This window comes from Rahnella perminowiae (assembly GCF_019049695.1).
In the GTDB taxonomy this organism is placed as follows: domain Bacteria; phylum Pseudomonadota; class Gammaproteobacteria; order Enterobacterales; family Enterobacteriaceae; genus Rahnella; species Rahnella perminowiae.
This window is the reverse complement of sequence record NZ_JAFMOT010000178.1, coordinates 127,080-152,563: the sequence shown is the minus strand read 5'-3', so window position 1 is coordinate 152,563 and position 25,484 is coordinate 127,080. Positions and strand designations below refer to the sequence as shown.

18 protein-coding genes are annotated in these 25,484 nt (G+C 53.2%); 14 read left to right on the top strand and 4 right to left on the bottom strand.

What is annotated here, in order from left to right; all coding sequences use genetic code 11:
• Positions 1 to 623: 623 nt before the first annotated feature.
• The 4 genes from leuA to leuD are packed head-to-tail and all read left to right on the top strand — an operon-like array spanning position 624 to position 5,323.
• Complete coding sequence (gene leuA / locus J1781_RS14410) at positions 624 to 2,213, top strand: 2-isopropylmalate synthase (protein WP_015698680.1); 1,590 nt, start codon at positions 624 to 626, stop codon at positions 2,211 to 2,213.
• A gap of 2 nt (positions 2,214 to 2,215) precedes the next feature.
• Complete coding sequence (gene leuB, locus J1781_RS14405) at positions 2,216 to 3,307, top strand: 3-isopropylmalate dehydrogenase (protein WP_129953211.1); 1,092 nt, start codon at positions 2,216 to 2,218, stop codon at positions 3,305 to 3,307.
• Position 3,308: 1 nt separating this feature from the next.
• A complete protein-coding gene (leuC, locus tag J1781_RS14400) occupies positions 3,309 to 4,709 on the top strand; it encodes a 3-isopropylmalate dehydratase large subunit (protein ID WP_129953212.1) in 1,401 nt (466 codons plus the stop codon).
• Between the two features lie 11 nt (positions 4,710 to 4,720).
• Positions 4,721 to 5,323, top strand: a complete 603-nt coding sequence (leuD, locus tag J1781_RS14395; RefSeq protein ID WP_217139510.1) for a 3-isopropylmalate dehydratase small subunit — start codon at positions 4,721 to 4,723, stop codon at positions 5,321 to 5,323.
• A gap of 62 nt (positions 5,324 to 5,385) precedes the next feature.
• Here leuD and J1781_RS14390 read toward each other — a convergent pair whose 3' ends face one another.
• Together J1781_RS14390 and sgrT are read right to left on the bottom strand one after the other, a co-directional pair.
• A complete protein-coding gene (locus J1781_RS14390) occupies positions 5,386 to 6,549 on the bottom strand; it encodes an MFS transporter (RefSeq protein ID WP_217139511.1) in 1,164 nt (387 codons plus the stop codon).
• A gap of 267 nt (positions 6,550 to 6,816) precedes the next feature.
• Entirely contained in the window at positions 6,817 to 7,002 is a 186-nt protein-coding gene (gene sgrT, locus J1781_RS14385; protein WP_129953216.1) for a glucose uptake inhibitor SgrT, read from the bottom strand.
• A gap of 102 nt (positions 7,003 to 7,104) precedes the next feature.
• Here sgrT and sgrR point away from each other — a divergent pair, with 102 nt between their 5' ends.
• The 4 genes from sgrR (at position 7,105) to thiQ (ending at position 12,343) form a co-directional block, all read left to right on the top strand.
• Positions 7,105 to 8,766, top strand: coding sequence for an HTH-type transcriptional regulator SgrR (sgrR, locus tag J1781_RS14380; RefSeq protein WP_217233788.1), 1,662 nt, complete (start codon positions 7,105 to 7,107; stop codon positions 8,764 to 8,766).
• Between the two features lie 313 nt (positions 8,767 to 9,079).
• Positions 9,080 to 10,063: a thiamine ABC transporter substrate binding subunit gene (gene thiB, locus J1781_RS14375; RefSeq protein WP_217220788.1), complete on the top strand. Its 984-nt coding sequence runs from the start codon at positions 9,080 to 9,082 to the stop codon at positions 10,061 to 10,063.
• Positions 10,039 to 11,649 (top strand): thiamine/thiamine pyrophosphate ABC transporter permease ThiP, encoded by a 1,611-nt coding sequence (gene thiP, locus J1781_RS14370; RefSeq protein WP_129953219.1) that lies wholly within the window; start codon positions 10,039 to 10,041, stop codon positions 11,647 to 11,649. The genes thiB and thiP overlap by 25 nt, the downstream gene beginning before the upstream one ends.
• Positions 11,633 to 12,343 carry a thiamine ABC transporter ATP-binding protein ThiQ gene (thiQ, locus tag J1781_RS14365; RefSeq protein ID WP_217233787.1) on the top strand — a complete coding sequence of 237 codons (711 nt, stop codon included), beginning with the start codon at positions 11,633 to 11,635 and terminating at the stop codon, positions 12,341 to 12,343. Before thiP ends, thiQ begins: the two co-directional genes overlap by 17 nt.
• On the opposite strand, the gene J1781_RS14360 is transcribed toward thiQ, so the two are convergent.
• Positions 12,333 to 13,100, bottom strand: coding sequence for a DedA family protein (locus J1781_RS14360; RefSeq protein WP_129953221.1), 768 nt, complete (start codon positions 13,098 to 13,100; stop codon positions 12,333 to 12,335). The genes thiQ and J1781_RS14360 overlap by 11 nt on opposite strands.
• A 310-nt stretch (positions 13,101 to 13,410) precedes the next feature.
• Between J1781_RS14360 and J1781_RS14355 the strand changes: the two genes are divergently transcribed.
• The 3 genes from J1781_RS14355 (at position 13,411) to rluA (ending at position 19,630) form a co-directional block, all read left to right on the top strand.
• Positions 13,411 to 15,753, top strand: a complete 2,343-nt coding sequence (locus J1781_RS14355; RefSeq protein WP_217233786.1) for a DNA polymerase II — start codon at positions 13,411 to 13,413, stop codon at positions 15,751 to 15,753.
• Positions 15,754 to 15,964: 211 nt separating this feature from the next.
• Positions 15,965 to 18,862: an RNA polymerase-associated protein RapA gene (gene rapA, locus J1781_RS14350; RefSeq protein ID WP_217233785.1), complete on the top strand. Its 2,898-nt coding sequence runs from the start codon at positions 15,965 to 15,967 to the stop codon at positions 18,860 to 18,862.
• A gap of 66 nt (positions 18,863 to 18,928) precedes the next feature.
• A complete protein-coding gene (gene rluA, locus J1781_RS14345) occupies positions 18,929 to 19,630 on the top strand; it encodes a bifunctional tRNA pseudouridine(32) synthase/23S rRNA pseudouridine(746) synthase RluA (RefSeq protein WP_129953224.1) in 702 nt (233 codons plus the stop codon).
• 91 nt (positions 19,631 to 19,721) lie between these two features.
• Here rluA and djlA read toward each other — a convergent pair whose 3' ends face one another.
• On the bottom strand, positions 19,722 to 20,543 hold the full coding sequence (gene djlA, locus J1781_RS14340; protein ID WP_129953225.1) for a co-chaperone DjlA: 822 nt from the start codon (positions 20,541 to 20,543) through the stop codon (positions 19,722 to 19,724).
• A gap of 181 nt (positions 20,544 to 20,724) precedes the next feature.
• Between djlA and lptD the strand changes: the two genes are divergently transcribed.
• The 3 genes from lptD to pdxA all read left to right on the top strand — a co-directional run bounded on the left by lptD (position 20,725) and on the right by pdxA (position 25,479).
• The gene (gene lptD / locus J1781_RS14335; protein WP_129953226.1) at positions 20,725 to 23,100 is read left to right on the top strand and encodes an LPS assembly protein LptD; all 2,376 of its coding nucleotides are present in this window, start codon (positions 20,725 to 20,727) and stop codon (positions 23,098 to 23,100) included.
• A gap of 86 nt (positions 23,101 to 23,186) precedes the next feature.
• Positions 23,187 to 24,482 carry a peptidylprolyl isomerase SurA gene (surA, locus tag J1781_RS14330; RefSeq protein ID WP_129953227.1) on the top strand — a complete coding sequence of 432 codons (1,296 nt, stop codon included), beginning with the start codon at positions 23,187 to 23,189 and terminating at the stop codon, positions 24,480 to 24,482.
• On the top strand, positions 24,472 to 25,479 hold the full coding sequence (pdxA, locus tag J1781_RS14325; RefSeq protein WP_129953228.1) for a 4-hydroxythreonine-4-phosphate dehydrogenase PdxA: 1,008 nt from the start codon (positions 24,472 to 24,474) through the stop codon (positions 25,477 to 25,479). Before surA ends, pdxA begins: the two co-directional genes overlap by 11 nt.
• The last annotated feature ends 5 nt before the right edge of the window (positions 25,480 to 25,484 follow it).

The window sequence follows — 25,484 nt, the reverse complement described above, 5'->3', positions numbered from 1 at the left end:
ATTCTCATCAATTCATTTTTTAGAAAAATATGAATTTTTGTTTCCAATAATCAGAAACAGAAATGCAAATTTTATTTCCCGCAAAGAAACTTATGATATAAGACAGCAAAATATTTTTGGAAACAACATTTGAAAAATGAATAATAAGTTAAGCCAAACTAAATCACTTTTAAATGACTGTATTAAATAGAGTATTTATCCCGACAATGGCGAACATGGCATTTTTTTGTTGTTGTTTTTTTTACGACCCTTGTTAAAACGCCGGCATGCCGAGGACTTCATTAATACCAGAGTTTTATGCTAAATGAGAGTGAATATCATTAGGCCGATTTTCTGGAATTTCCACACTGTGAAGGTTGACATACCGCACACATTCCCGTATCACTTTAGTCACTGTTTGAACGAAAGCCGTTCTGACCACCCCATGATGAGAAGCTGAAAACACATGTTCAAGATGACCCGTCTCCTAGGCCTACTACTCAACGCAGAATATATGCGCGGTAAGCCAGTGGGCGAAAATCAGAACTGATTCAACTTCCACAGACAATAAACCCGCGCCGATGCGCGGGTTTTTTTTTATCTCCCCGCAGGGCGCGAAAATAAAAGCAGACAAGGAATAACCCATGAGCGAGCAAGTCATTATTTTCGATACCACGCTGCGTGACGGTGAACAGGCGTTACAAGCCAGCCTGAGTGTTAAAGAGAAGATTCAAATTGCAATGGCGCTGGAAAGAATGGGCGTTGATGTGATGGAAGTCGGCTTCCCGGTTTCCTCTCCCGGTGATTTCGAGTCTGTACAAACTATTGCGCGCCAGATTAAAAACAGCCGTGTTTGTGGTCTGGCCCGTTGCGTAGACGGTGATATTGACGCCGCCGCCGAAGCATTGCGCGTGGCAGAGGCCTTCCGCATTCACGTATTCCTGGCCACTTCTACCCTGCACATTGAATCTAAACTGAAGCGTTCATTTGATCAGGTGCTGGAGATGGCCACACACTCCGTAAAACGCGCCCGTAACTATACCGATGACGTTGAATTCTCGTGCGAAGATGCAGGCCGGACCCCGCTGGATAACCTGTGCCGTGTGGTAGAAGCTGCGATTAAAGCCGGTGCGACCACCATCAACATCCCCGACACCGTCGGTTACACCACGCCGGTTCAGTTCGGTGGCATCATCACCAATTTGTATGAGCGCGTGCCCAATATTGATAAGGCGATTATCTCTGTGCATTGCCACGATGATCTGGGCATGGCAGTCGGTAACTCCATCGCTGCGATTCAGGCCGGTGCGCGACAGGTGGAAGGCACGCTGAACGGTATCGGTGAACGCGCCGGTAACACCGCGCTGGAAGAGGTGATCATGGCGATCCGCACCCGCAGTGACTACATGAACGTTCACACCAACATCAATCACAAAGAAATCTACCGTACCAGCCAGATTGTCAGCCAGATCACTAACATGCCTATCCCGGGCAATAAAGCCATTGTCGGCTCTAATGCCTTCGCGCACTCTTCAGGTATCCATCAGGATGGCGTGCTGAAAAACCGCGAAAACTACGAAATCATGACACCGGAATCCATCGGCCTGAACCAGGTTCAACTGAACCTGACTTCCCGTTCCGGCCGTGCTGCCGTTAAACATCGTATGGAAGAAATGGGCTACAAAGAATCCGATTACAACCTGGATCATCTGTATGCCGCATTCCTGAAACTGGCGGACAAAAAAGGCCAGGTTTTCGACTACGATTTAGAAGCGCTGGTCTTCATTAACAAGCAGCAGGAAGAGCCTGAATTCTACCGCCTGGATAACTTTAGTGTGCAGTCCGGCTCTAAGATTACCGCCACCGCGTCAGTTAATCTGGCCTGTGGCGAAGAAATCATTACCGAAGCCGCCACCGGCAACGGCCCGGTTGACGCCGTTTATCAGGCCATCAACCGCATCACCGGTTATCAGATTGAACTGGTGAAATACCAGCTGAGCGCCAAAGGTCAGGGCCGCGATGCGCTGGGCCAGGTTGACGTAGTCGTCTCCTTCAATGGCCGCCGCTTCCACGGTGTCGGGCTGGCGACAGACATTGTCGAATCCTCCGCAAAAGCGATGGTACATGTACTGAATAACATCTGGCGCAGCAAACAAGTTGAGATCGAAAAGCAACGTTTGCAGCAGACAGGTCAGCAACACAACAACATTCAAAATAATCAGGAAACGGTGTGAACATGAGCAAGACCCATCATATTGCCGTCTTACCCGGAGACGGAATTGGCCCGGAAGTCATGGCCCAGGCATACAAAGTGCTGGATGCCGTACGTCAGCGTTTTGGCCTGAAGATCACCACCAGCGAATACGATGTGGGTGGCGCAGCCATCGACAAACACGGCAGTCCCTTGCCGCCAGCGACCGTCGCCGGTTGCGAACAAGCTGATGCGATCCTGTTTGGCTCCGTGGGTGGCCCGAAGTGGGAACATCTGCCCCCGAACGATCAGCCTGAGCGTGGCGCATTATTGCCCCTGCGTAAACATTTCAAGTTGTTCAGCAATCTGCGCCCTGCCCGCCTGTATCAGGGGCTGGAAGAGTTTTGTCCGCTGCGTGCCGATATCGCTGCAAAAGGTTTCGACATTCTGTGTGTCCGCGAACTGACAGGCGGTATTTACTTCGGTCAGCCTAAAGGCCGCGAAGGTCAGGGCATGCACGAGAAAGCGTTTGATACCGAAGTATATTACCGCTTTGAGATTGAACGTATCGCCCGCATCGCCTTTGAATCGGCGCGCAAACGCCGCAGTAAAGTGACCTCCATCGATAAAGCCAACGTCTTGCAGACTTCGATTATGTGGCGCGAAGTGGTGAATGAAATCGCCAAAGATTATCCGGATGTCAGCCTGAGCCACATGTATATCGATAACGCGACCATGCAGCTGATTAAAGATCCGTCGCAATTTGACGTGTTGCTGTGTTCAAACCTGTTCGGCGACATCCTGTCGGACGAATGCGCGATGATCACCGGTTCGATGGGGATGCTGCCTTCAGCCAGCATGAACGAGCAGGCGTTTGGTCTGTTTGAACCCGCGGGCGGCTCAGCGCCGGATATCGCCGGTAAAAACATAGCCAACCCGATTGCACAAATTCTGTCTGCCGCGCTGTTACTGCGTTACAGCCTGGGCGCTGATGACGCGGCCAATGCTATCGAGCAGGCCGTTAATAAAGCACTGGAAGCAGGCCACCGCACCGGTGATTTGGCTAACGGCCAGCAGGCGCTGGGTACCAGTGAAATGGGCGATATCATTGCCCGCTTTGTAAAAGAAGGGGCATAACATGGCCAAGACTCTGTATCAGAAATTGTTTGATGCGCATGTGGTTTACGAAGCGCAAAACGAAACGCCATTGTTATACATTGACCGCCACCTGGTTCACGAAGTGACCTCCCCGCAGGCGTTCGATGGCCTGCGTGCGATGGGCCGTCAGGTACGTCAGCCGGGTAAAACGTTTGCGACCATGGATCACAACGTGTCCACGCAAACTAAAGACATCAATGCGAGCGGCGAAATGGCACGCATTCAGATGCAGGAATTAATCAAGAACTGTGCTGAATTCGGCGTGCAGTTGTATGACCTGAACCACCCGTATCAGGGCATCGTTCACGTTATCGGCCCTGAGCAGGGCATGACTTTGCCGGGCATGACGATTGTTTGCGGCGATTCCCATACCGCCACACACGGTGCATTTGGCTCACTGGCCTTCGGTATCGGGACTTCTGAAGTTGAACACGTTCTGGCGACACAAACCCTGAAACAGGGCCGCGCCAAAACAATGAAAATCGAAGTAACCGGCGAAGCACCTGCGGGTATCACGGCGAAAGATATCGTTCTGGCCATTATCGGTAAAACCGGCAGCGCGGGCGGTACCGGTCATGTGGTGGAATTCTGCGGTAAAGCCATCGAGCGGCTGTCCATGGAAGGCCGTATGACCCTGTGCAACATGGCGATTGAAATGGGTGCGAAAGCCGGTCTGGTTGCGCCGGACGAAACCACGTTTGCCTATCTGAAAGGACGTCAGTTTGCGCCGAAGGACCAGAACTGGGACGCGGCAGTGGAATACTGGAAAACCCTGAAAACAGAAGAGGGTGCGAAATTCGACAGCGTTGTGACGCTGGATGCCTCCGAAATAGCACCGCAAGTCACGTGGGGCACCAACCCGGGTCAGGTAATGGCTGTGAATCAAACCATCCCTTATCCTGCCTCGTTTGCTGATCCGGTAGAACGTGCATCGGCTGAAAAAGCCCTGGCGTATATGGACTTGCAGCCGGGCATTAAACTGACCGACGTGGCGATTGATAAAGTCTTCATCGGTTCCTGCACCAACTCACGCATCGAAGACTTACGCGCTGCGGCAGCGATAGCCCAGGGTCGTAAAGTCGCCAGTGGTGTGCAGGCCATCGTGGTCCCTGGCTCCGGCCCGGTAAAAGCGCAGGCTGAAGAAGAAGGTCTGGATAAAATCTTCATCGAAGCCGGTTTCGAATGGCGTCTGCCAGGCTGTTCTATGTGCCTGGCGATGAATAATGACCGCCTGGAACCGGGTGAGCGTTGCGCATCCACCAGCAACCGTAACTTTGAAGGCCGTCAGGGTCGTGGCGGCCGTACGCATCTGGTCAGTCCGGCAATGGCGGCGGCGGCGGCTGTCACCGGCCGTTTCGCTGATATCCGTGAACTGAACTGAGGAAAAACACCATGGCTAAATTTACCCAACACATCGGTCTGGTGGTTCCGCTGGATGCAGCTAACGTCGATACCGATGCCATCATTCCCAAACAGTTTTTGCAGAAAGTGACCCGTACCGGTTTCGGCCAGCATCTGTTTAATGACTGGCGTTTTCTGGACGATGCCGGTCAGGTGCCAAACCCTGATTTCGTGCTGAACAAACCACGCTACAAAGGCGCGAGCATTTTGCTGGCACGCGAAAACTTTGGCTGCGGTTCTTCCCGTGAACATGCACCCTGGGCACTGACTGACTACGGTTTCCATGCTGTGATCGCGCCGAGCTTTGCCGATATTTTCTACGGTAACTCGTTCAATAACCAGTTGCTGCCAATTACACTGAGCGAAGCCGAAGTGGACGAACTGTTCGAGCTGGTGAAAAACAACGAAGGTATTCAGTTCGAAGTGGATCTGGAAGCACAGACCGTTAAAGCGGGTGACAAAAGCTATCCGTTTGAAATCGACAGCTTCCGTCGCCACTGCATGATCAATGGTCTGGACAGCATTGGCCTGACCTTGCAGCATGAGGAGAATATCTCCGGCTACGAGAAAAATCAGCCTGCCTTTATGCACTGATCTCCTGAAAATAAGCATAAAAAAACCCGCGTACACCGCGGGTTTTTGTTTATCTGAACGGGTCAGACATCTTTAACTTTATACATCAGCCCGAGCGCCACCACGGCCAGCGCGGTCGCCGCCCAGTAAACCGGATAATGTCCCACGCTTTCCACGATAAAACCCTGCAACAAACCGGCACAAATCACACCGGTCGAGATACTGTTGGTGAACAGCGTGGTCGCGGAGCCGGCTCTTCCCGGCATCAGATCCTGAAAATACAGCATGCCGATCCCCGCCACGATGCCGATGAAAATCGCGTTGAACAGTTGCAGGATCATCAGCGCCGCCTTGAACTGAAATGCCACCAGCCCGGCATAGAAAATCACACCGCTTGCGACGGCATACAGCATCAGCTTACGTTTGCCGGTGCGTTTCACCAGATACCCGGCCAGCAACATCGCCGGAATTTCCAACCCGGCGGCGGTCCCCATCAGCAACCCCGCCAGCCCTTCCGGAAGACCTAAATCATGGGTGATGTACAGCGGCATATCAATGACATACATGATATTACAGGTCCACATCAGCAAAGAGGAAAAGAACAGCAGACGAACATCTTTATTACGCCAGGCACTGGCATGCACCACCTTTTCGTCCACCGGCAGTTCAAGGCGTGGCACTGAAGGCAGGAAAAAGAAGATCATCAGTATGCTGCCCACAAACACCGCCGCCGCACTCAGGTACATTGGCGTAAAACCATAGTTAAGCGCCACCATGAACGACAATGGCGGGCCAAGCACCCAGGCCAGCGAGAGCATTGCACGCATCATTGAGCTGAACATCACCACTTCGCTGGCAGAGCGATCCGCATGTTCACGCGCCAGCGCAAAGAGCTGTGGCATCGAAGCATTACCTATTGCTGCCAGCAGAACACCAACGGTGATCAGCACCAGGTAATCGCGGCTGAACGCAAAGACCAGGCTATTACCGAGCGCCATCAGGCAGCAGAACATCAGCAATTTTCGCCGGTCGCCTTTGTTGTCCGAACGGTTAGCCAGCAGAAAACTGATTGCGATCCCCGCCAGCGCATTGACGGTATAGAAGAAACCAACCCACAACGGGCGGACTTTCACTTCGTTGGTCAGAAACAAGCTGAGTGTGGGCGCCTGCAGCGCCCCTGCAATACCACACAGCAAGGACACCACCAGAAAGGTGACATAAATGGCATTAATACGAGGTTTTGACATAACGTCGTCCCTGAGAAATGAATGTCTTACGGCAAAACATACAGTGTATACCCAAACAGTTCGGGTTGCAGAACGGCGGCAATCGCGCGAATCCCGATGAGCTGACATAAGTCCCTGATTCGGGTGAGCAAGAGCAACCAACGCATCTGCAGCTTGAAATGTGAAGGGGATAATGTGCATAAAAAAACCAGTGAGTTACCTCACTGGCTGGTGACAATACACCATTACTCAGAAAATCGGATTCGGTTGCCGTTGTGATACGGGGGCTTACATCCGCTGACGGTATTCCTCGTCATTCATGGAATCCATATCCCACTGCGTCAGCCGCGCCAGAATATCCATCCGGTACTGCACCGGCACCCATGACAGCCAGTCAGCACGGTTTTTCTCCGCGCCTTGTCTGATGGCCTTGAAGTAAAACTGATAAAAACGGGCAGTTAACTGGCGTTTCATGCTGACCTCCGGTCATTCACAACAGGCTTTGGTTGAGAAACAGTATCGGAGTAATATGGGGAAAGATAAATTGATGAAAATCGCTCACGGAGTTCCTCTTTTATGCCCTCGTCCCGTTTGCAACAACAGTTCATCCGCTTGTGGCAAAGTTGTCACGGTGAAGACACCGAAACCACCTTACAGGCGTTGTCTGAGGTTCTGAACTGCTCGCGCAGACACATGCGATCGTTGCTCAGCACCATGCAGCAACGGGGCTGGCTGACGTGGGATGCTGAAGCCGGACGCGGCAAACGATCTACCCTGCGTTTTTTGTATACCGGGCTGGCACTCCAGCAACAGCGCGCCGAGGAGTTGCTGGAACAAGATAGCATTGATCAACTGGTGCAACTGGTCGGCGACAAAACGAGGGTGCGTCAGATGCTGCTGTCACAGCTCGGACGCAGTTTTCGCCAGGGCAAACATATCCTGCGCGTGTTGTATTACCGTCCGCTGATTAACCTGCTGCCCGGCACTATGTTGCGCCGTTCAGAAACCCATATTGCCAGACAGATCTTCAGCGGTCTGACACGCATAAATGAGGAAAATGGGGAAGCAGAAGGCGATTTAGCCCATCACTGGCAGAAAGTTTCTCCGCTACACTGGCGGTTTTATCTGCGTCCCGCCATTCATTTTCATCACGGCCGTGAACTCGGGATGGCGGATATCATCACTACTTTTATGCGCCTGAAATCGCATCCGTTGTTCAGCAACCTGAAGTCGGTCACAACGCCCACGCCGAATGTCATCGATATCCATCTGAATGAACCCGATCGCTGGCTGCCATGGCTGTTCGGCAATATCCACGCCATGATCCTGCCACAGGAATGGCAGTCCCTGCCTGATTTTGCCCGCCATCCGGTCGGCACCGGTCCTTACGCCGTGGTACGTAATATTAAAACGCAGCTGCGCATCCGCGCCTTTGACGATTATTTTGGCTTCCGGGCGCTTATTGATGAAGTGAATATCTGGGTACTACCGGAACTGAGTGAAGAGCTGGTGCATTCCGGCGTGCAGCTTCAGGCCGATGAATCCGGCAAAAGCGAGCTGGAAAGCCGCCTTGAAGAAGGCTGCTATTTCCTGCTTTTTGACCAGCGCTCACCGGTCGGACAATCAGAAGAAACACGCCGGTGGTTGTGCGATTTACTCAATCCCATCGCTCTGCTGAATAATGCGGAACCCATTTATCAGCGCTACTGGTCCCCGGCGTACGGCCTTTTGCCGCGATGGCATCATAAAGCGCCGCAGCCGCGTCCGCCCAGACCGCAAAATCTGACGCAGATAACACTGACATTTTACGGCGAGCACTCCGAACATCAGGCCATCTGTAATGCGCTGAAACCGCTGCTGGTGGCTGAAGGTATCGAACTGATTACTCAGGTAGTGGATTATGCAGTCTGGCACCGCGGCGACGCTAAAAGTGATGTATGGCTCGGCAGTGCCAACTTCACCCTGCCGCTGGAGTTTTCATTATTCGCGCATTTCTACGAATTGCCACTGGCCAGGCATTGCTTCAGCGAAGAGATGAACGACGATGCCGCGCAGTGGCACGCAGGGAACTTATCGATGGCGACATGGAGTCAGAAACAGACGGTCAGCCATCAGATCCACCCGCTGTTCCATCACTGGCTGGTATTGCAGGGTCAACGCAGTATGCGCGGCGTGCGCATGAATACCCTCGGCTGGTTCGACTTTAAATCCGCCTGGTTTGCGCCACCTGACAGTTAATCGGACTATCGCATCGCGCCGTTAATCACTAGAATGACATCCGTTCTCAACGGGGTGCCCGACTTGTTAAAGCAGCGATGTAAACGCCGCGAGCAAGTGTTCAGCCGGTGAAGGCCAGCGCGGAGAAAGCGGAGCGTACACAAAGTACGTGAGCATTTCGAGCACTGCCCGACGCCGGATCAACACCTGCGCAGCAAGTTTGGCTGAGATATAGACCCGTCGAACCTGATCCGGTTGATACCGGCGGAGGGATTTGAGACTGCGCGATGCTCACTCAAAATCCTTTGCCCTTTCATTTTTTTGGAGCGCAAAGTTGAAAAAATTATTGTCCTGCCTGCTGTTACTTTCTGCACCTGCATTGGCTGCAAAACCTGTTCTGACGGTATACACCTACGATTCTTTCTCTGCCGACTGGGGCCCCGGTCCAGCCATTAAAAAGGCCTTTGAGGCGCAATGCGGCTGTGAACTGAAATACGTGGCGCTGGAAGATGGCGTATCTTTGCTGAACCGTCTGCGGATGGAAGGTAAAAACAGCAAAGCTGATGTCGTCCTCGGTCTGGATAACAACCTGCTGCAGGCGGCAGAACAAACCGGTTTATTTGCCAAAGCGCCGAAAACCAGCGCCACACTGACGGTGCCGGGTGGCTGGAATGACAGCACGTTCGTGCCTTACGATTACGGCTATTTCGCGTTCGTCTATGACAAAAATAAACTCAAGAACCCGCCAAAAAGCCTTGATGAGCTGATTAACAGCGACCAGAAATGGAAAGTTATTTATGAGGATCCGCGCACCAGCACGCCGGGTCTGGGCCTGATGCTGTGGATGCAAAAAGTTTATGGCGACAAAGCCCCGCTAGCCTGGCAAAAACTGGCGAAGAAAACCGTTACCGTCACCAAAGGCTGGAGCGAGGCTTACGGTTTATTCCTCAAAGGCGAAAGCGATCTGGTACTGAGCTACACCACCTCTCCGGCATACCATATTGTTGAAGAGAAGAAAGATAACTACGCCGCAGCGGACTTCACTGAAGGTCATTATATGCAGGTTGAAGTTGCAGGGCAGCTGGCAAACAGCAGGCAACCGAAACTGGCTGAACAGTTCATGAAGTTCGTCACCACGGAAGATTTCCAGAAAGTGATCCCGACCGGCAACTGGATGTATCCGATCGTGAATACGCCGTTGCCTGACGCCTTTAAACAGCTGACCGTGCCAGCGAAATCCCTGCAATACAGCGCACAGGATGTCGCCACTCACCGCAGCCAGTGGATTCAGGCATGGCAGAACGCCGTCAGCCGTTGATCCCGCGCTGGCTGTGGCCGGGGGTCATCGCGTCGCTGGCTATGTTGCTGGTGGCCGCACTGGCCTTAGGCTCTCTGTGGCGTCATGCGCCACAGATGAGCGGCCCCGCCCTCTGGCAGGATCCTTATCTCTGGCACGTGATCCGCTTCACCTTCTGGCAGGCGCTGCTTTCAGCGCTATGCTCAGTGCTGCCGGCCATTTTGCTGGCCCGCACGTTGTTCCGTCGCCGTTTTCCCGGCCGCCAGCTGTTATTGCGCTTATGCGCGATGACGCTGGTATTGCCAGTTTTGGTGGCGGTGTTTGGCATTCTCAGTGTCTACGGCAGGCAGGGCTGGCTGGCGCAGATTTGCGGCTGGCTGGGCATGGATTATCATTTCTCGCCCTATGGATTACAGGGGATTTTGCTGGCGCACGTGTTTTTCAATCTGCCGCTGGCGACCCGTCTTTTAGTGCAGGCACTGGAAAATATCGCTGTTGAACAGCGCCAGCTGGCCGCCCAACTGGGCATGAATGTCTGGCAGCAATTCCGCTTCGTGGAATGGCCCGCGTTGCGCCGGCAGATTTTCCCCGCTGCCGCCTTAATTTTTATGCTGTGTTTCGCCAGCTTCGCCACCGTCCTTTCCCTGGGCGGCGGTCCGCAGGCGACGACCATTGAACTCGCCATTTATCAGGCGCTGAGCTACGACTACGATTTAAGCCGCGCGGCTAGCCTGGCGCTGATCCAGCTATTTTGTTGTCTGGCCCTGGTATTGCTCAGTCAGAAACTCAGTCAGGCGTTGCCGGTCGGGCAAACGCATTCTCAGCGCTGGCGTAATCCCGACGATTCCTGGCCGCGCCGCATCGCCGATGCCGTGCTGATTGGCCTCGCGTTGCTGCTGATCCTGCCGCCGTTACTCGCCGTGATTACTGATGGCGTAAACCGGGCAGCCGTGGGTGTTTTGCAGCAACCCGCACTCTGGCAGGCATTATGGACATCAGTACGTATCGCGCTGGGCAGCGGATTATTGTGTGTGCTGCTGACCATGATGCTGCTGTGGAGCAGCCGCGAACTGCGTTTACGCCAGAGAAACAGCTGGGCACAGGCGATGGATATGAGCGGTATGCTGATCCTCGCAATGCCGGGTATTGTGCTGGCCACCGGCTTTTTTCTGCTGCTCGGCGATACCCTGGGTTTACCGCAGTCCCCCTGGCCGCTGGTGATCCTCACGAATGCGCTGATGGCCGTACCTTATGCGTTAAAAGTGCTGGATAACCCGATGCGCGACGTGGCAGATCGTTACACGCTGCTGTGCCTTTCGCTGGATATGCACGGCTGGTATCGGCTGCGCCGGGTTGAACTCAGCGCACTGAAACGTCCGCTTGCGCAGGCACTGGCGTTTGCCTGTGTGCTTTCGCTGGGGGATTTCGGTGTCATTGCCTTGTTCGGCAATGAGAATTTCCGCACCCTGCCGTTTTATCTGTATCAGCAGATCGGCTCCTACCGCAGCCAGGATGGTGCGGTGACGGCGCTGTTATTACTGCTGCTATGCTTTCTGTTATTCACTCTGATTGAGAAACTGCCGGGCCGCCATGCTGACGCTGAATAAACTGACGTATTTGTACGAACATCTGCCGATGCGCTTCGATTTACACATCGATGCCGGTGAACGTGTGGCGATACTCGGCCCGAGCGGCGCAGGGAAAAGTACCCTGCTGAGTCTGGTCGCCGGTTTTCTGGCACCGGTCAGCGGAAAGATCCTGCTCAACGGCGCAGATCACAGCGCGACACCTCCGGCCAGGCGTCCGGTGTCGATGCTGTTTCAGGAAAATAACCTGTTCGCGCATCTGACGGTGCGGCAGAATATGGGGCTGGGATTACATCCGGGGCTGAAACTGACCGCGCAACAAAAGCAGGAACTTGAAGAAATTGCCCAACAGGTCGGGCTGGCCGAATGTCTGGACCGGCTGCCGTCGCAGCTGTCCGGCGGCCAGCGTCAGCGTGTGGCACTGGCGCGTTGTCTGCTGCGCAGCCAGCCGGTTTTACTGCTTGATGAACCCTTTTCCGCACTCGATCCGGCGCTGCGCAGTGAGATGCTCACGTTGCTGGATAAGGTATGCGGGCAACGTAATCTTACCCTGCTGATGGTGTCACACAATCTCGATGATGCCGCAAGGATTGCACCGCGAACGCTGCTGATTGTTGACGGCCGGATTTTTTACGACGGGCCGACGCAGGCGCTGGCCAACGGCAGTGCACCGCAGGCCAGAGTGTTAGGAATAACACCGGGGATCAGCGGGTGATCACTTTCCACAGCAAATGACCATAAACCGGCATCATCGGCTGTTTGCTCAACATCACCAGGCTCACGGCTGTCGCCACAAGACTCAGTACACAAGCCACGCGCAGACGCGGTAATGGCAACCATTTATTCATCGCGTCAGGTGAGCTTTTCCCCGAACGGATCCAGCGCCACAGCAACCAGGCACTCAGCCAGATCAATACCACGGCAGCAAACAACATCCATTTGAATACCGAACTGTTGTGGCTGGCCGGAATATCAATGGCAACGCCTGCCAGAATGCCTGGCAGAAAATACACCGGTGGCCAGGTGATGCAGCCGATAATATTCGGCGGTGCAAATTTATACGGCGGCAAATTCAGCATACCGGCAACCATCGGCACCAGCGGGCGTGTTGGCCCGATGAAGCGGCCGATAATCACTGTCGCAAAACTGTGGCGATCCAGCGCGTAACCGGTTTTATCCAGTAAAGACTGGTAACGCCTGAGGAAACGCCAGCGATGCAGCGGCTCCTTGAAACCACGGCCAATAAAATACGAGGCCCAGTCACCGAAGAAACATCCCAGTCCCGCAGCCAGCCAGGCTTCGTACAGTCCCACCTGACCGCTGCCGATCAGCGTCCCCAGCGTCGCCATCATGACAGTACCCGGAAGGATCAGGCCCACCAGCGCCAGCGACTCGAAGAAAGCCACCACGGCGACAATAATTAATGCAAAGCCCACCGACTGAGCGACCAGATGTTGTAGATAGGCTTCCATAAATTCCCAAAATTGAGTGATGACTGCGCAAATTACGCAGCGTGCAAATGAGACAAGTGTGAGTTTTCTGCATTCTCATTGTAGTAAATACATTAAGCGGCTGAATTGTCAGTGCACGAACTATCACAGTCAACCAGGTAATTGTATGCGTATTTGGCAGAAACCTGAGCCGTAGACAAAGACTGTATAAATAACCATACTCTGTCTCAGGCTCTTATTTGTTTATCTCTACCGTTTCGAGGCGCTTATTACTTCCACCTTTGTTCGTCCCGCTTCAGCCAACAATGACACCCTGCCGCGTCAGGGATTTGTGCTGACCCGCCACTGGCGCGACACGCCGCGCGGTACGGAGGTGGAATTGTGGCTGGCGACCGATGAAGGACCGCAAAAGGTGCGCCTGCCTTTACAGGAATCAGTGGCGTTTATTCCGGCCGCGCAGCGCACGGCGGCGGAGCGAATTCTCACCGATGAAAAAAATGTCAGCCTGCGTGAATTACCGCTACAGGATTTCCATTCCCGGCCGGTTCTCGGGCTGTATTGCCCGCAACACCGCCAGCTGATGCGGATAGAAAAACTGCTGAAAGAAAACGGCGTTAATGTTTTCGAAGCGGATATCCGCCCGCCTGAACGCTTTCTGATGGAGCGCTATATTACCGCGCCGGTCTGGTTTAGCGGCAAACCCGGGCCGGATAAGCTGCAGCTCGACACCAGAATGAAACCAGCGGAGGGTTACCGCCCGCTGCTAAAACTGTGTTCTCTGGATATCGAAACCAGCGGCAACGGCGAGTTGTACTGCATCGGGCTGGAAGGCTGCGGGCAGCGACACGTGTATATGCTTGGTCCGCCTAACGGCGATCCGGACAGTCAGTTTGATTTCAATCTGGTGTATGTTGACAGCCGCCCGCAGTTGCTGGAAAAGCTTAATGAGTGGCTGGAAACTTACGATCCCGACGCCATCATCGGCTGGAGCGTAGTGCAGTTTGACCTGCGTGTTTTGCAAAAGCATGCTGACCGCTACAAAATTCCGCTGAAATTCGGGCGCGGTGGTGGTGAACTGGAGTGGCGTGAACACGGTTTCAAACAGGGGCATTTTTTTGCTGCAGCGGCTGGCCGCCTGATCATCGACGGCATTGAAGCACTGAAATCGGCGTTCTGGAACTTCAGCTCATTCAGTCTGGAATTCGTCTCGCAAAGTTTATTAGGCGAAGGCAAGGCCAGCGACAATCCTTATCAGCGGCTGGCCGAAATCGAACAGCGTTTTCGGGAAGATAAACCGGCGCTGGCACGCTATAACCTCAAAGACTGCGAACTGGTAACGCGTATTTTCGCCAAAACCGAACTGATGCCGTTTTTGCTGGAACGCGCCTCGGTCACCGGTCTGGCCGTGGATCGCAGCGGCGGATCAGTGGCGGCCTTTACTCATCTTTATTTACCCCGCATGCACCGCGCCGGGTACGTCGCGCCCAATCTGGGTGAATTGCAGGGCGAAATGAGTCCCGGCGGCTTTGTGATGGATTCGCGTCCCGGTTTGTATGATTCGGTGCTGGTACTTGATTATAAAAGTCTGTACCCGTCAATTATCCGCACTTTCCTGATCGACCCGGTCGGGCTGGTTGCCGGGCTGCAACAACCGGATGATGAACATTCGGTACCAGGCTATCGCAACGCCCGCTTCTCACGCGAAAAACATTGTCTGCCGGAAATCGTCCGCCAGATTTGGATGGGTCGCGAAGAAGCCAAGAAACAGAAAAACAAACCGCTTTCGCAGGCACTCAAAATCATCATGAATGCTTTTTACGGCGTGCTCGGCTCCAGCGGCTGCCGCTTCTTTGATCCGCGTCTCGCCTCTTCCATTACCCTGCGCGGACACGACATTATGCGCCAGACCCGCGAACTGATTGAAGCCGAGGGTTATCAGGTGATTTACGGTGATACCGATTCTACCTTTGTCTGGCTGAATAAAGCCCGTTCGCAGGAAGACGCCAACGCGATTGGCCGCCGTCTGGTAGAACAGGTGAATGCCTGGTGGAAAGCGCATCTGCAACAGGCATACGGGCTGGAAAGCGCGCTGGAGCTGGAATTCGAAACGCATTATCAGCGTTTCCTGATGCCGACCATTCGTGGCTCAGAAACCGGCAGCAAAAAGCGCTATGCCGGGCTGGTGAATGATGCAGACGGTGAGCACATCGTTTATAAAGGGCTGGAAACCGTGCGCACCGACTGGACGAAGCTGGCACAGGAGTTCCAGCAGGAATTGTATCAGCGCATATTTCACCGCCAGCCATATCAGGATTACGTGCGCGACTATGTGGCACGTACCCTCAGCGGAGAATTTGACGACAAACTGGTATACCGCAAACGTCTGCGCCGCAAGCTGAGCGATTATGAAAAAAATGTGCCCCCACATGTTCGCGCCGCGCGGCTGGCCGATGACTATAACGCACTGCATGGCCGGGCAAAGCAGTACCAGAATGGCGGCTGGATCAGCTATGTAATGACCACGTCCGGCCCAGAACCGCTGGAAAATCGGCAGTCCCCTGTCGATTACGATCACTACATCGAGCGTCAGCTGGAACCGGTTGCCGATGGCATTTTGCCTTTCCTTCACGATGATTTTGCTACACTGATTACAGGTCAGATGGGTTTATTTTAAACAAAAGAAGGTGCTGCTCTTGTGATTCACAGGTGACGAATCGCTTACCTTCCATTACCATAGCGCCCTTTCCCATTTCTGAATCATCCTCACACAGTGAATCACTCCGCGCCTACGGGCGGGGAAAGAAAACTATTGCCCGTGAAACATCCCGGGCTGAACAAGCATTGCGCAGTCGCCGTATACAAAGCAAACAACACAGAGAGAGATTATGCCGTTTACATTGGGTCAACGCTGGATAAGCGATACGGAAAGCGAATTAGGATTAGGAACCGTGGTAGCGCTGGATGTGCGCATGGTCACCCTGCTTTTCCCCGCCACCGGTGAAAACCGTTTGTATGCCCGAAATGATTCCCCGATCACCCGCGTGATGTTCAACCCCGGTGATACCATTAGTTGTCACGAAGGCTGGCAGTTGCAGGTCGAAGAAGTTGTTGAAGACAAAGGTCTGTTGACCTATATCGGCACCCGCCTGGACACAGAAGAAACCGGTGTTGCCATGCGCGAGGTGCTGCTTGACAGCAAACTGACCTTCAGCAAACCGCAGGATCGTCTGTTCGCCGGTCAGATTGACCGCATGGACCGTTTTGCCCTGCGTTTCCGCGCCCGTAAATATCAGCGGGAGCAGTTCCGGCTGGAATTCGGCGGCCTGCGTGGTATGCGCGCCAGCCTGATCCCACATCAGTTACACATCGCTTACGAAGTGGGTCAGCGCCATGCGCCGCGCGTTTTACTGGCCGATGAAGTGGGTCTGGGTAAAACCATCGAAGCGGGCATGATTATTCATCAGCAACTGTTGTCCGGCCGTGCTGAACGCGTACTGATCGTGGTGCCGGAAACCTTGCAACATCAGTGGCTGGTAGAAATGCTGCGCCGCTTCAATCTGCGCTTCTCTTTGTTTGATGATGACCGCTACGCTGAATCCGTACACGAAGCGACAAACCCGTTTGAAACGGAACAACTGGTGATCTGTTCCCTTGATTTCGTCCGCCGCAATAAATCCCGTCTCGAGCAGTTATCTGATGCTGCCTGGGACATGCTGGTGGTCGATGAAGCCCACCATCTGGTGTGGAGCGAAGACACGCCGAGCCGCGAATATCAGGTTATCGAACAGCTTTCTCAGCAAATCCCGAGTGTTCTGCTGCTGACCGCTACGCCGGAACAACTGGGTCAGGAAAGCCACTTTGCACGTCTGCGCCTGCTGGATCCGGACCGTTTCCACGATTACGAAGAATTCATCGAAGAACAACAGCAATATCAGCCGGTAGCCGATGCCGTAACGTTATTGCTGAACAAAGAACCGCTGACGCCGGAAGCCCTGGCGCTGCTGGGTGAAAGTGTCGGAAATGCGGATACCGATGCCCTGCTGGCCGCCGCCAATAAAGGCGACGAAGCCGCAGCAAAACAACTGGTTTCCATGCTGATGGACCGCCACGGCACCAGCCGCGTGCTGTTCCGCAACACCCGTAATGGCGTGAAAGGTTTCCCTGAACGCCATCTGCACGCCGTGAAACTTCCGCTGCCGACGCAGTATCAGACTGCGATTAAAGTCTCAGGCATTATGGGCGCGAAGAAAACCGCCGAAGCGCGTGCGCACGATATGTTGTATCCGGAACAGATTTATCAGGAATTTGAAGGCGAGAACGCCACCTGGTGGAACTTTGATCCGCGCGTCGAGTGGCTGCTGGGTTATCTGACAGCTAACCGTGACGAAAAAGTCCTGGTGATCTGTGCGAAAGCCGCTACAGCCTTGCAACTGGAACAAGTTCTGCGTGAGCGTGAAGCGATCCGCGCAGCGGTGTTCCACGAAGGGTTGTCGATCATTGAACGTGACCGCGCTGCCGCATACTTTGCTTCCCAGGAAGAAGGTGCCCAGGTTCTGCTATGTTCTGAAATAGGATCCGAAGGCCGTAACTTCCAGTTCGCCAGCAAAATGGTGATGTTCGACCTGCCGTTCAACCCGGATCTGCTGGAACAGCGTATCGGACGTCTGGATCGTATCGGGCAGCAAAACAATATCGATATTATGGTGCCTTACCTCGAACAGACTGCGCAATCGGTTCTGGTGCGCTGGTTCCATGAAGGTCTTGATGCATTCGAGCATACCTGCCCGACCGGCCGCACTATTTATGACAGTGCTTATGATCACTTGATCGCGTTCCTGGCGACACCTGCCGAACAGGAAGGACTGGACGACTTCATCCTCAAATGTCGTGCAGAACATGACGCGCTGAAAGAGAAGCTGGAAAATGGCCGCGACCGCCTGCTGGAGATGCATTCCAACGGCGGCGAGCAGGCACAGCAACTGGCAAAGGAAATCGGTGAGCAGGATAACGACGTCAATCTGGTGAACTTTGCGCTGAACCTGTTCGACATCGTCGGCATTAATCAGGAGGATCGCAGCGATAACCTGATCGTTCTGACGCCGTCTGATCATATGCTGGTACCGGATTTCCCCGGACTGCCGGAAGACGGTTGTACCGTCACTTTCGATCGTGAACAGGCGCTTTCGCGTGAAGATGCACAGTTCATCAGCTGGGAACATCCGATCGTGCGTAACGGTCTGGATCTGATCCTTTCCGGCGATACCGGCAGTTGTGCGGTATCGATCCTGAAAAACAAAGCGCTGCCGGTTGGCACCTTGCTGGCGGAACTGGTTTACGTGGTGGAATGTCAGGCACCGAAACATCTGCAACTGACCCGCTTCCTGCCACCGACACCGGTGCGTATGCTGATGGATCGCAAAGGGACCAACCTGGCGGCCCAGGTCGAATTTGAGAGTTTTAACCGTCAGCTGAATGCCATCAACCGACACAACTCCAGCAAGCTGGTGAATGCCGTGCAGCAGGATGTTCACGCCATGTTGCAACAGGCTGAAGCGGAAATCGCCGAACAGGCACGGGCTCTGATTGAAGCGGCGAAAGTCGAAGCGGACGAACAACTGACCAAAGAGCTGGATCGCCTGAAAGCGCTGAAAGAAGTCAACCCGAACATTCGTGATGACGAGCTGGAATCGGTAGACTCTAACCGTAAGCAGGTGCTGGCAAATCTGAACGATGCCAGCTGGCGCCTGGATGCGATCCGCCTTGTGGTGGTGAGCCATCAGTAAGCCCGACGGGATGCGGCCGGTTTGCATCCCTTCTTTATTTTAACCCGAATGCAGACGTAAAACGCTATGAGCGAACATCAACCGATTATCCCTGAACCGTCGAAAACCCGGCCGCTGGAGAATTATAATCCGCCGACCAATCCCTGGTTACAGGTGATTTTTCAGGATGAACACATCATGGTGGTCAACAAACCGAGCGGGTTGCTTTCTGTTCCAGGCAAACTGGCCGAGCATCAGGACAGTCTGATGACACGGATTCAGCGTGAATTTCCTGACGCTGAATCCGTCCATCGTCTGGATATGTCCACCAGCGGTGTGATCGTGGTGGCGCTGACGAAAGAGGCCGAGCGTGAACTTAAACGCCAGTTCCGCGAGCGCGAAACCAAGAAAGTGTATATCGCACGCGTCTGGGGACGGGTTGAAGAAGATTACGGTATTATCGATTTGCCGCTGATTTGCGACTATCCCAACCGGCCGAAACAGAAAGTGTGTCACGAGACCGGCAAGAAGGCGCTGACGCAGTATGAGGTGATGTCATGGGATGATGACGGCACTACGCGGGTGAAACTGCGGCCGATCACCGGACGTTCGCACCAGCTACGCGTACATCTGCTCGCGCTCGGGCACCCGATTCTGGGCGATAAATTCTATGCTCACTCTCAGGCGCTGGCGGCGGCAGATCGTCTGCAGCTGCATGCCCAGGAGTTATCGTTTTATCATCCGATCACTGACGCCCCGTTGGTGTTTAATTGTGAGCCGGACTTTTAATCCTTTCTGCTCCTGTCGGTAAAAAAACAAAAAAGGCGCTGAATTCAGCGCCTTTGTCTTTTGCATCACGTTTGTCTCAACGCCAAAAGTTTTATTTAAAACCTTTCTCGCGTTTGATCAGATCATACGCCGCCTGAATTGCCTGCGCTTTTTCCTTCGCCATTTCCATCATTTCCGGCGGCAAACCTTTTGCCACCAGTTTGTCAGGATGATGCTCACCCATCAGTTTGCGGTACGCACGCTTAATCGTCGTCGCATCATCGGTGGCATTGACGCCCAGCACTTTGCAGGCATCTGCCAGCGTCGGGCCTTGTTGCGTCTGATGATAACCACCACCATAAGAACGTCCGCCCTGCTGATGTCCCCCAAACTGCTGGCCGCCTTCCATCATGCGCAGGAACTGATCGAACTGCATCCGTGAAATTCCGAGCTCTTCGGCAATCACATACAGTACTTCACGTTCGTTGGGATGCAATGAACCGTCGGCATACGCCGCCTGGATCTGAATTTCCAGAAAAGTCCGTATCAGGTCAAAGCGACCAAAACACACACTGCGCAGTTCGCGCATTTTCTCACGTAAGGGATAATCAGCTTCTTTCCCGTCACGAAAGGCGCGTTGTGCGGCTTCGCGCTGCTCGCCGTGCAACTGCATCCGTTCCATGTAGAGACTGGCGATCTGAATATCCGCCTCGGTAACCCTGCCTTTTGATTTAGTCAGATTTCCCATCACCTCAAACGTGGTGCGGAAAAAGATGGTTTGACGTGTCTGCTGATCGGCAAAATACCCTTTACGTCTCGCTGAACGCGCGGTATCAAACATATGCCCTATCAGCAGCCCTGCTACAATTCCCCAGAAGCCTAAACCGGACCATAAGCCCAGGATAAGTCCGAGCAGTTTTCCCCAATACTGCATATACTCCTCAATTCGCCATGCCGTCGCTTAAAAATTGCTTTATCATAACCGGCATTTATCGTTGTGCCTAACGGCAGCAACGTAACAGGTGGGATTTAACACTAGCGCAACCATGATGAGTGAGATAGTCTCTGACCGTTTGCCGGCATGATGCCTCTGATGACGGAACACCATTTTACGTATGAAAAACAGACGTCTGAAAACACGCTTACCGACAATGCTGGCCGCCACAATCTGGTCAGTATTGTACAGTCACGGCGCAATGGCCGATCTCGCAGCACAATGTATGCTCGGCGTTCCGACCTATGACAAACCTTTGGTGCAGGGTGATCCTAATTCACTGCCTGTGACCATCAACGCCGATAAGGCGACCGGCAACTACCCTGACAGTGCGCTGTTTAGTGGCAACGTTAACGTTGTCCAGGGTAACAGCACGCTGGATGCTGATCAGGTTCAGCTTAATCAAATCGCCAATCCTAATCAGCCCACTCCGACCCGAACCGCTACTGCGATCGGCAACGTGCGTTATAACGATAACCAAATCAAGCTGAATGGCCCGAAAGGCTTTGCGAACCTGACCACCAAAGATACTGACGTTCAGGATGGCGACTACCAGATGGTCGGCCGTCAGGGACGGGGTCAGGCTGACAAGATGAAGCAGCGTGACAATAACCGTTACACCATTATGGATAACGGTACATTTACCACCTGTTTGCCTGGCGATAACAGCTGGAGCGTCGTGGGTTCTGAAGTGATTCAGGATCGTCAGGAAGAAGTCGCTGAAATCTGGAATGCCCGCTTCCATATTGGTCCGGTGCCGGTGTTCTACAGCCCGTACATGCAGTTGCCGATTGGTAATAAGCGTCGTTCCGGTTTCCTTATCCCGAACGCCAACTACAGCAGCAATAATGGCTTTGGCGTCACCGTTCCTTATTACTGGAACATTGCGCCAAACTACGACGCCACGATCACGCCAAATTACATGAGCAACCGTGGTCTGCAATTGCAGAATGAATTCCGCTACCTGACCGTTGCCGGTGCAGGTCTGATGGAATTCGATTATCTCGGCAATGATAAGAAAATTGACGAGCAGTATGTTGCCGATGAAAACCGTACCAGCGATAAAACCAAGCGCTGGATGTATTACTGGCGACATGCCGGTGTATACGATCAGGTATGGCGTTTCAACATCGACTACACCAAGGTCAGTGACCCTTACTACTTCACCGATTTCGATTCGAAATACGGTTCCAGTACTGACGGCTATTCCACGCAAAAATTCAGCGTAGGTTACGCCAACCAAAACTGGGACGTCACACTGGCCAGTAAGCAGTTCCAGGTATTCTCTGATTTCGGTAACACCAACGCTTACCGTGCTCAGCCACAGCTGGACATTAACTATTACAAAAATGATGTGGGTCCGTTTGACCTGCATCTGTACGGTCAGGCGGTCAAATTCACCAGCGTAAACCCTGACAATCCGGAAGCAGTACGTACTCACTTCGAACCAACACTCAGCCTGCCACTCAGTAATGGCTGGGGAAGTCTGGATAACGAAGTGAAGCTGATGGCGACCCACTATCAGCAGGATATTCCGGACGCATATTATGATAACAATCCGAATACCAAACTGCGTTCTTCCGTGAACCGTGTGATGCCTGAGTTTAAAAGCGACGGCAAAATGGTATTTGACCGGACGATGGACTGGAACAGTGACTACACCCAGACCCTCGAACCGCGCGTGCAGTACCTGTATATCCCGTACCGTAACCAGAGCTCGGTCAATACCTATGACTCAACGCTGCTACAGTCCGACTACACGGGCCTGTTCCGTGATAAAAGCTACAGTGGTCTTGACCGTATTGCCTCTGCAAACCAGGTGGCGAGCGGTTTAACCACCCGTATCTATGACGAAAATCTGGAAGAGCGCTTTAATGCGTCTGCCGGTCAGATTTATTACTTCCAGCCGCCACGTACCGGTGACGTTGATAGCGTACTGGATAAAAATAATGATACCGGCAGCCTGGTGTGGGCCGGTGACAGCTACTACAAAATCAACAATTTCTGGGGTATTCGTGGGGGCGTACAGTATGACACCCGTCTGGATGCGCTGGCTTTAGGCGATGCTGTGCTGGAGTATCGTGCAGACTCAGAAAGAATGGTTCAGCTGAGCTACCGTTATGCCAGCCCGGAATATATTCAGGCGACGTTACCTAACGTCACCAACCCGGGTTATCAGGACGGTATTTCGCAAGTTGGCGGCATCGCCAGTTGGCCGATTGCTGACCGCTGGGCGATCGTGGGTGCGTACTATTACGACACCAAAGCGCAACAACCTGCCGATCAGCTGATTGGCTTGCAATACAATACCTGTTGCTGGGCTGTCAACGTTGGCTACGAACGTAAGATCACCAACTACGATACGGTTAAGTCAGAAAGTAAGTACGATAATAAGATTGGTTTCAATATTGAACTTAGAGGCCTGGGTAACAATCAAACCCTCGGAACGAAAGAAATGTTGTCACGCGGCATACTGCCTTATCAACGCGCTTTCTAAGCCCGAAACACGATTCATTTCGTGAAGACACGACGAACTCAGTGAACTTGAAACCCGCGCTTGCGGATTAGACAAATGGAAAAAGTATGAAGAACTGGAGAACACTTCTCCTCGGCGTGACGCTTTGTGCCAGCACTGCGTTTGCTGCCCCTCAGGAAGTTGATAAAGTAGCCGCCGTCGTAAATAACGGCGTCGTATTACAAAGTGACGTAGATGGCTTGTTTAATTCTGTAAAGCAGCAGGCAAAGCAGGCTAATCAACAGTTACCGGATGATGCGACTCTGCGTCATCAAATCCTCGATCGTTTGATCATGGACCAGATCCAGTTGCAGATGGCGACCCGCATGGGCATCACGCCAACCGATCAGGACGTTGATAAAGCCATTGCCGGTATTGCACAGCAAAACAACATTTCCGTTGATCAACTGCGCAGCCGTCTGGCGTATGACGGGATGAACTACAACACTTACCGTACTCAGATCCGCAAGGAAATGATCATCAGCGAAGTACGTAACAGTGAAGTGCGTCGCCGTGTCACCATTCTGCCTCAGGAAGTGGAGCAACTTGCCAAACAGGTTGCGGCTCAGAATGGCAGCGGTGCTGAGTTTAATCTCAGCCACATTCTCCTTCCGCTGCCGGAAAATCCGACTCAGGATCAGGTTGATTCTGCAGAGCAGCTGGCGAAGAAAATTGTCGCTGATCTGAACAATGGTGCGGACTTCGGCAAACTGGCTATCACCTACTCGGCTGATTCCCAGGCGCTGAAAGGCGGCAACATGGGTTGGGGCAAATTACAGGAACTGCCTTCCCTCTTTGCTCAGGCGTTAAGCACTGCACAGAAAGGTCAGATTATTGGCCCTATCCGTTCAGGTGTGGGCTTCCACATTCTGAAAGTGAACGATATCCGTGGCGACAACAAAACGGTTTCTGTCACCGAGGTTCATGCCCGTCACATCCTGCTGAAACCTTCTGTCGTGATGACAGACGCACAGGCGCGTGCGAAGCTGGAACAGGTTGCAGCTGATATCAAGAGCGGTAAAGCCACATTCGCTGATGAAGCTAAACAGCTTTCTCAGGATCCGGGTTCTGCCAATCAGGGCGGCGATTTAGGTTGGGCGTCACCAGACATGTACGATCCTGCGTTCCGTGATGCGTTGATGAACCTGAAAAAAGGCGAAATCAGTGCACCTGTTCACTCTTCGTTCGGCTGGCATTTGATCCAACTTCTCGACACCCGCCAGGTTGATAAAACAGATGCGGCGCAGAAAGAACGTGCTTACCGTATGCTGTTCAACCGCAAATTTGCGGAAGAAGCCCAGACGTGGATGCAGGAACAACGTGCTGAAGCCTATGTGAAAATTATGGACGGGAATGGAAAATAATACTTCCGTGACAAAATCTGTGGTCATTACCCCCGGCGAACCCGCCGGGGTTGGGCCGGATCTGGTGCTGGCGCTGGCTCAGCAGGCATGGCCTGTTGAGTTAGTGGTCTGTGCCGATCCGGCCTTACTGCTTGAGCGTGCCGCTAAACTTGGCCTGAATATCCGGTTGCAAGATTATCAGAAAGCGCGTCCGCCAGAGCCGCAGGCTGCAGGCACATTGACCGTTTTGCCAGTGAAACTCGCCGTGCCGGTGACGGCGGGTAAACTTGACGTAGCCAATGCGCCTTACGTGGTGGAAACGCTGACACGCGCCTGCGACGGTGCGATCAGTGGCGAATTCGCCGCACTGATCACCGGCCCGGTTCAAAAAAGCATTATCAACGATGCCGGCATTCCTTTCATCGGTCATACCGAATTCTTCGCCGATCGCAGCCATTGCGACCGTGTTGTGATGATGCTGGCAACTGAAGAATTGCGCGTTGCGCTGGCGACGACGCACTTGCCTCTGCTGGCAGTGCCGGCCGCGATTACCCGCCAGTGTCTGCATGAAGTAATCACTATTTTGCATCATGATCTGAAAACGAAATTTGGTATTACCGAGCCGCAAATTTATGTGTGTGGTCTGAATCCACATGCGGGCGAAGGTGGCCACATGGGGCACGAAGAGATCGACATTATCATTCCAGCACTGGACGAACTGCGCCAGCAAGGAATGAATCTCATCGGCCCGCTGCCCGCTGATACGTTATTCCAGCCTAAATATCTGCAACATGCCGATGCTGTTTTATCGATGTATCACGATCAGGGCCTTCCGGTGCTAAAATATCAGGGATTTGGTCGTGCAGTGAATATCACACTCGGCCTGCCTTTTATCCGGACTTCCGTTGATCACGGTACCGCCCTTGAACTCGCCGCCACCGGCACCGCCGATGCGGGCAGTTTCAAGACAGCAATAAATCTCGCCATCCATATGGCAAATAACAGCAACGATAAATAACAACA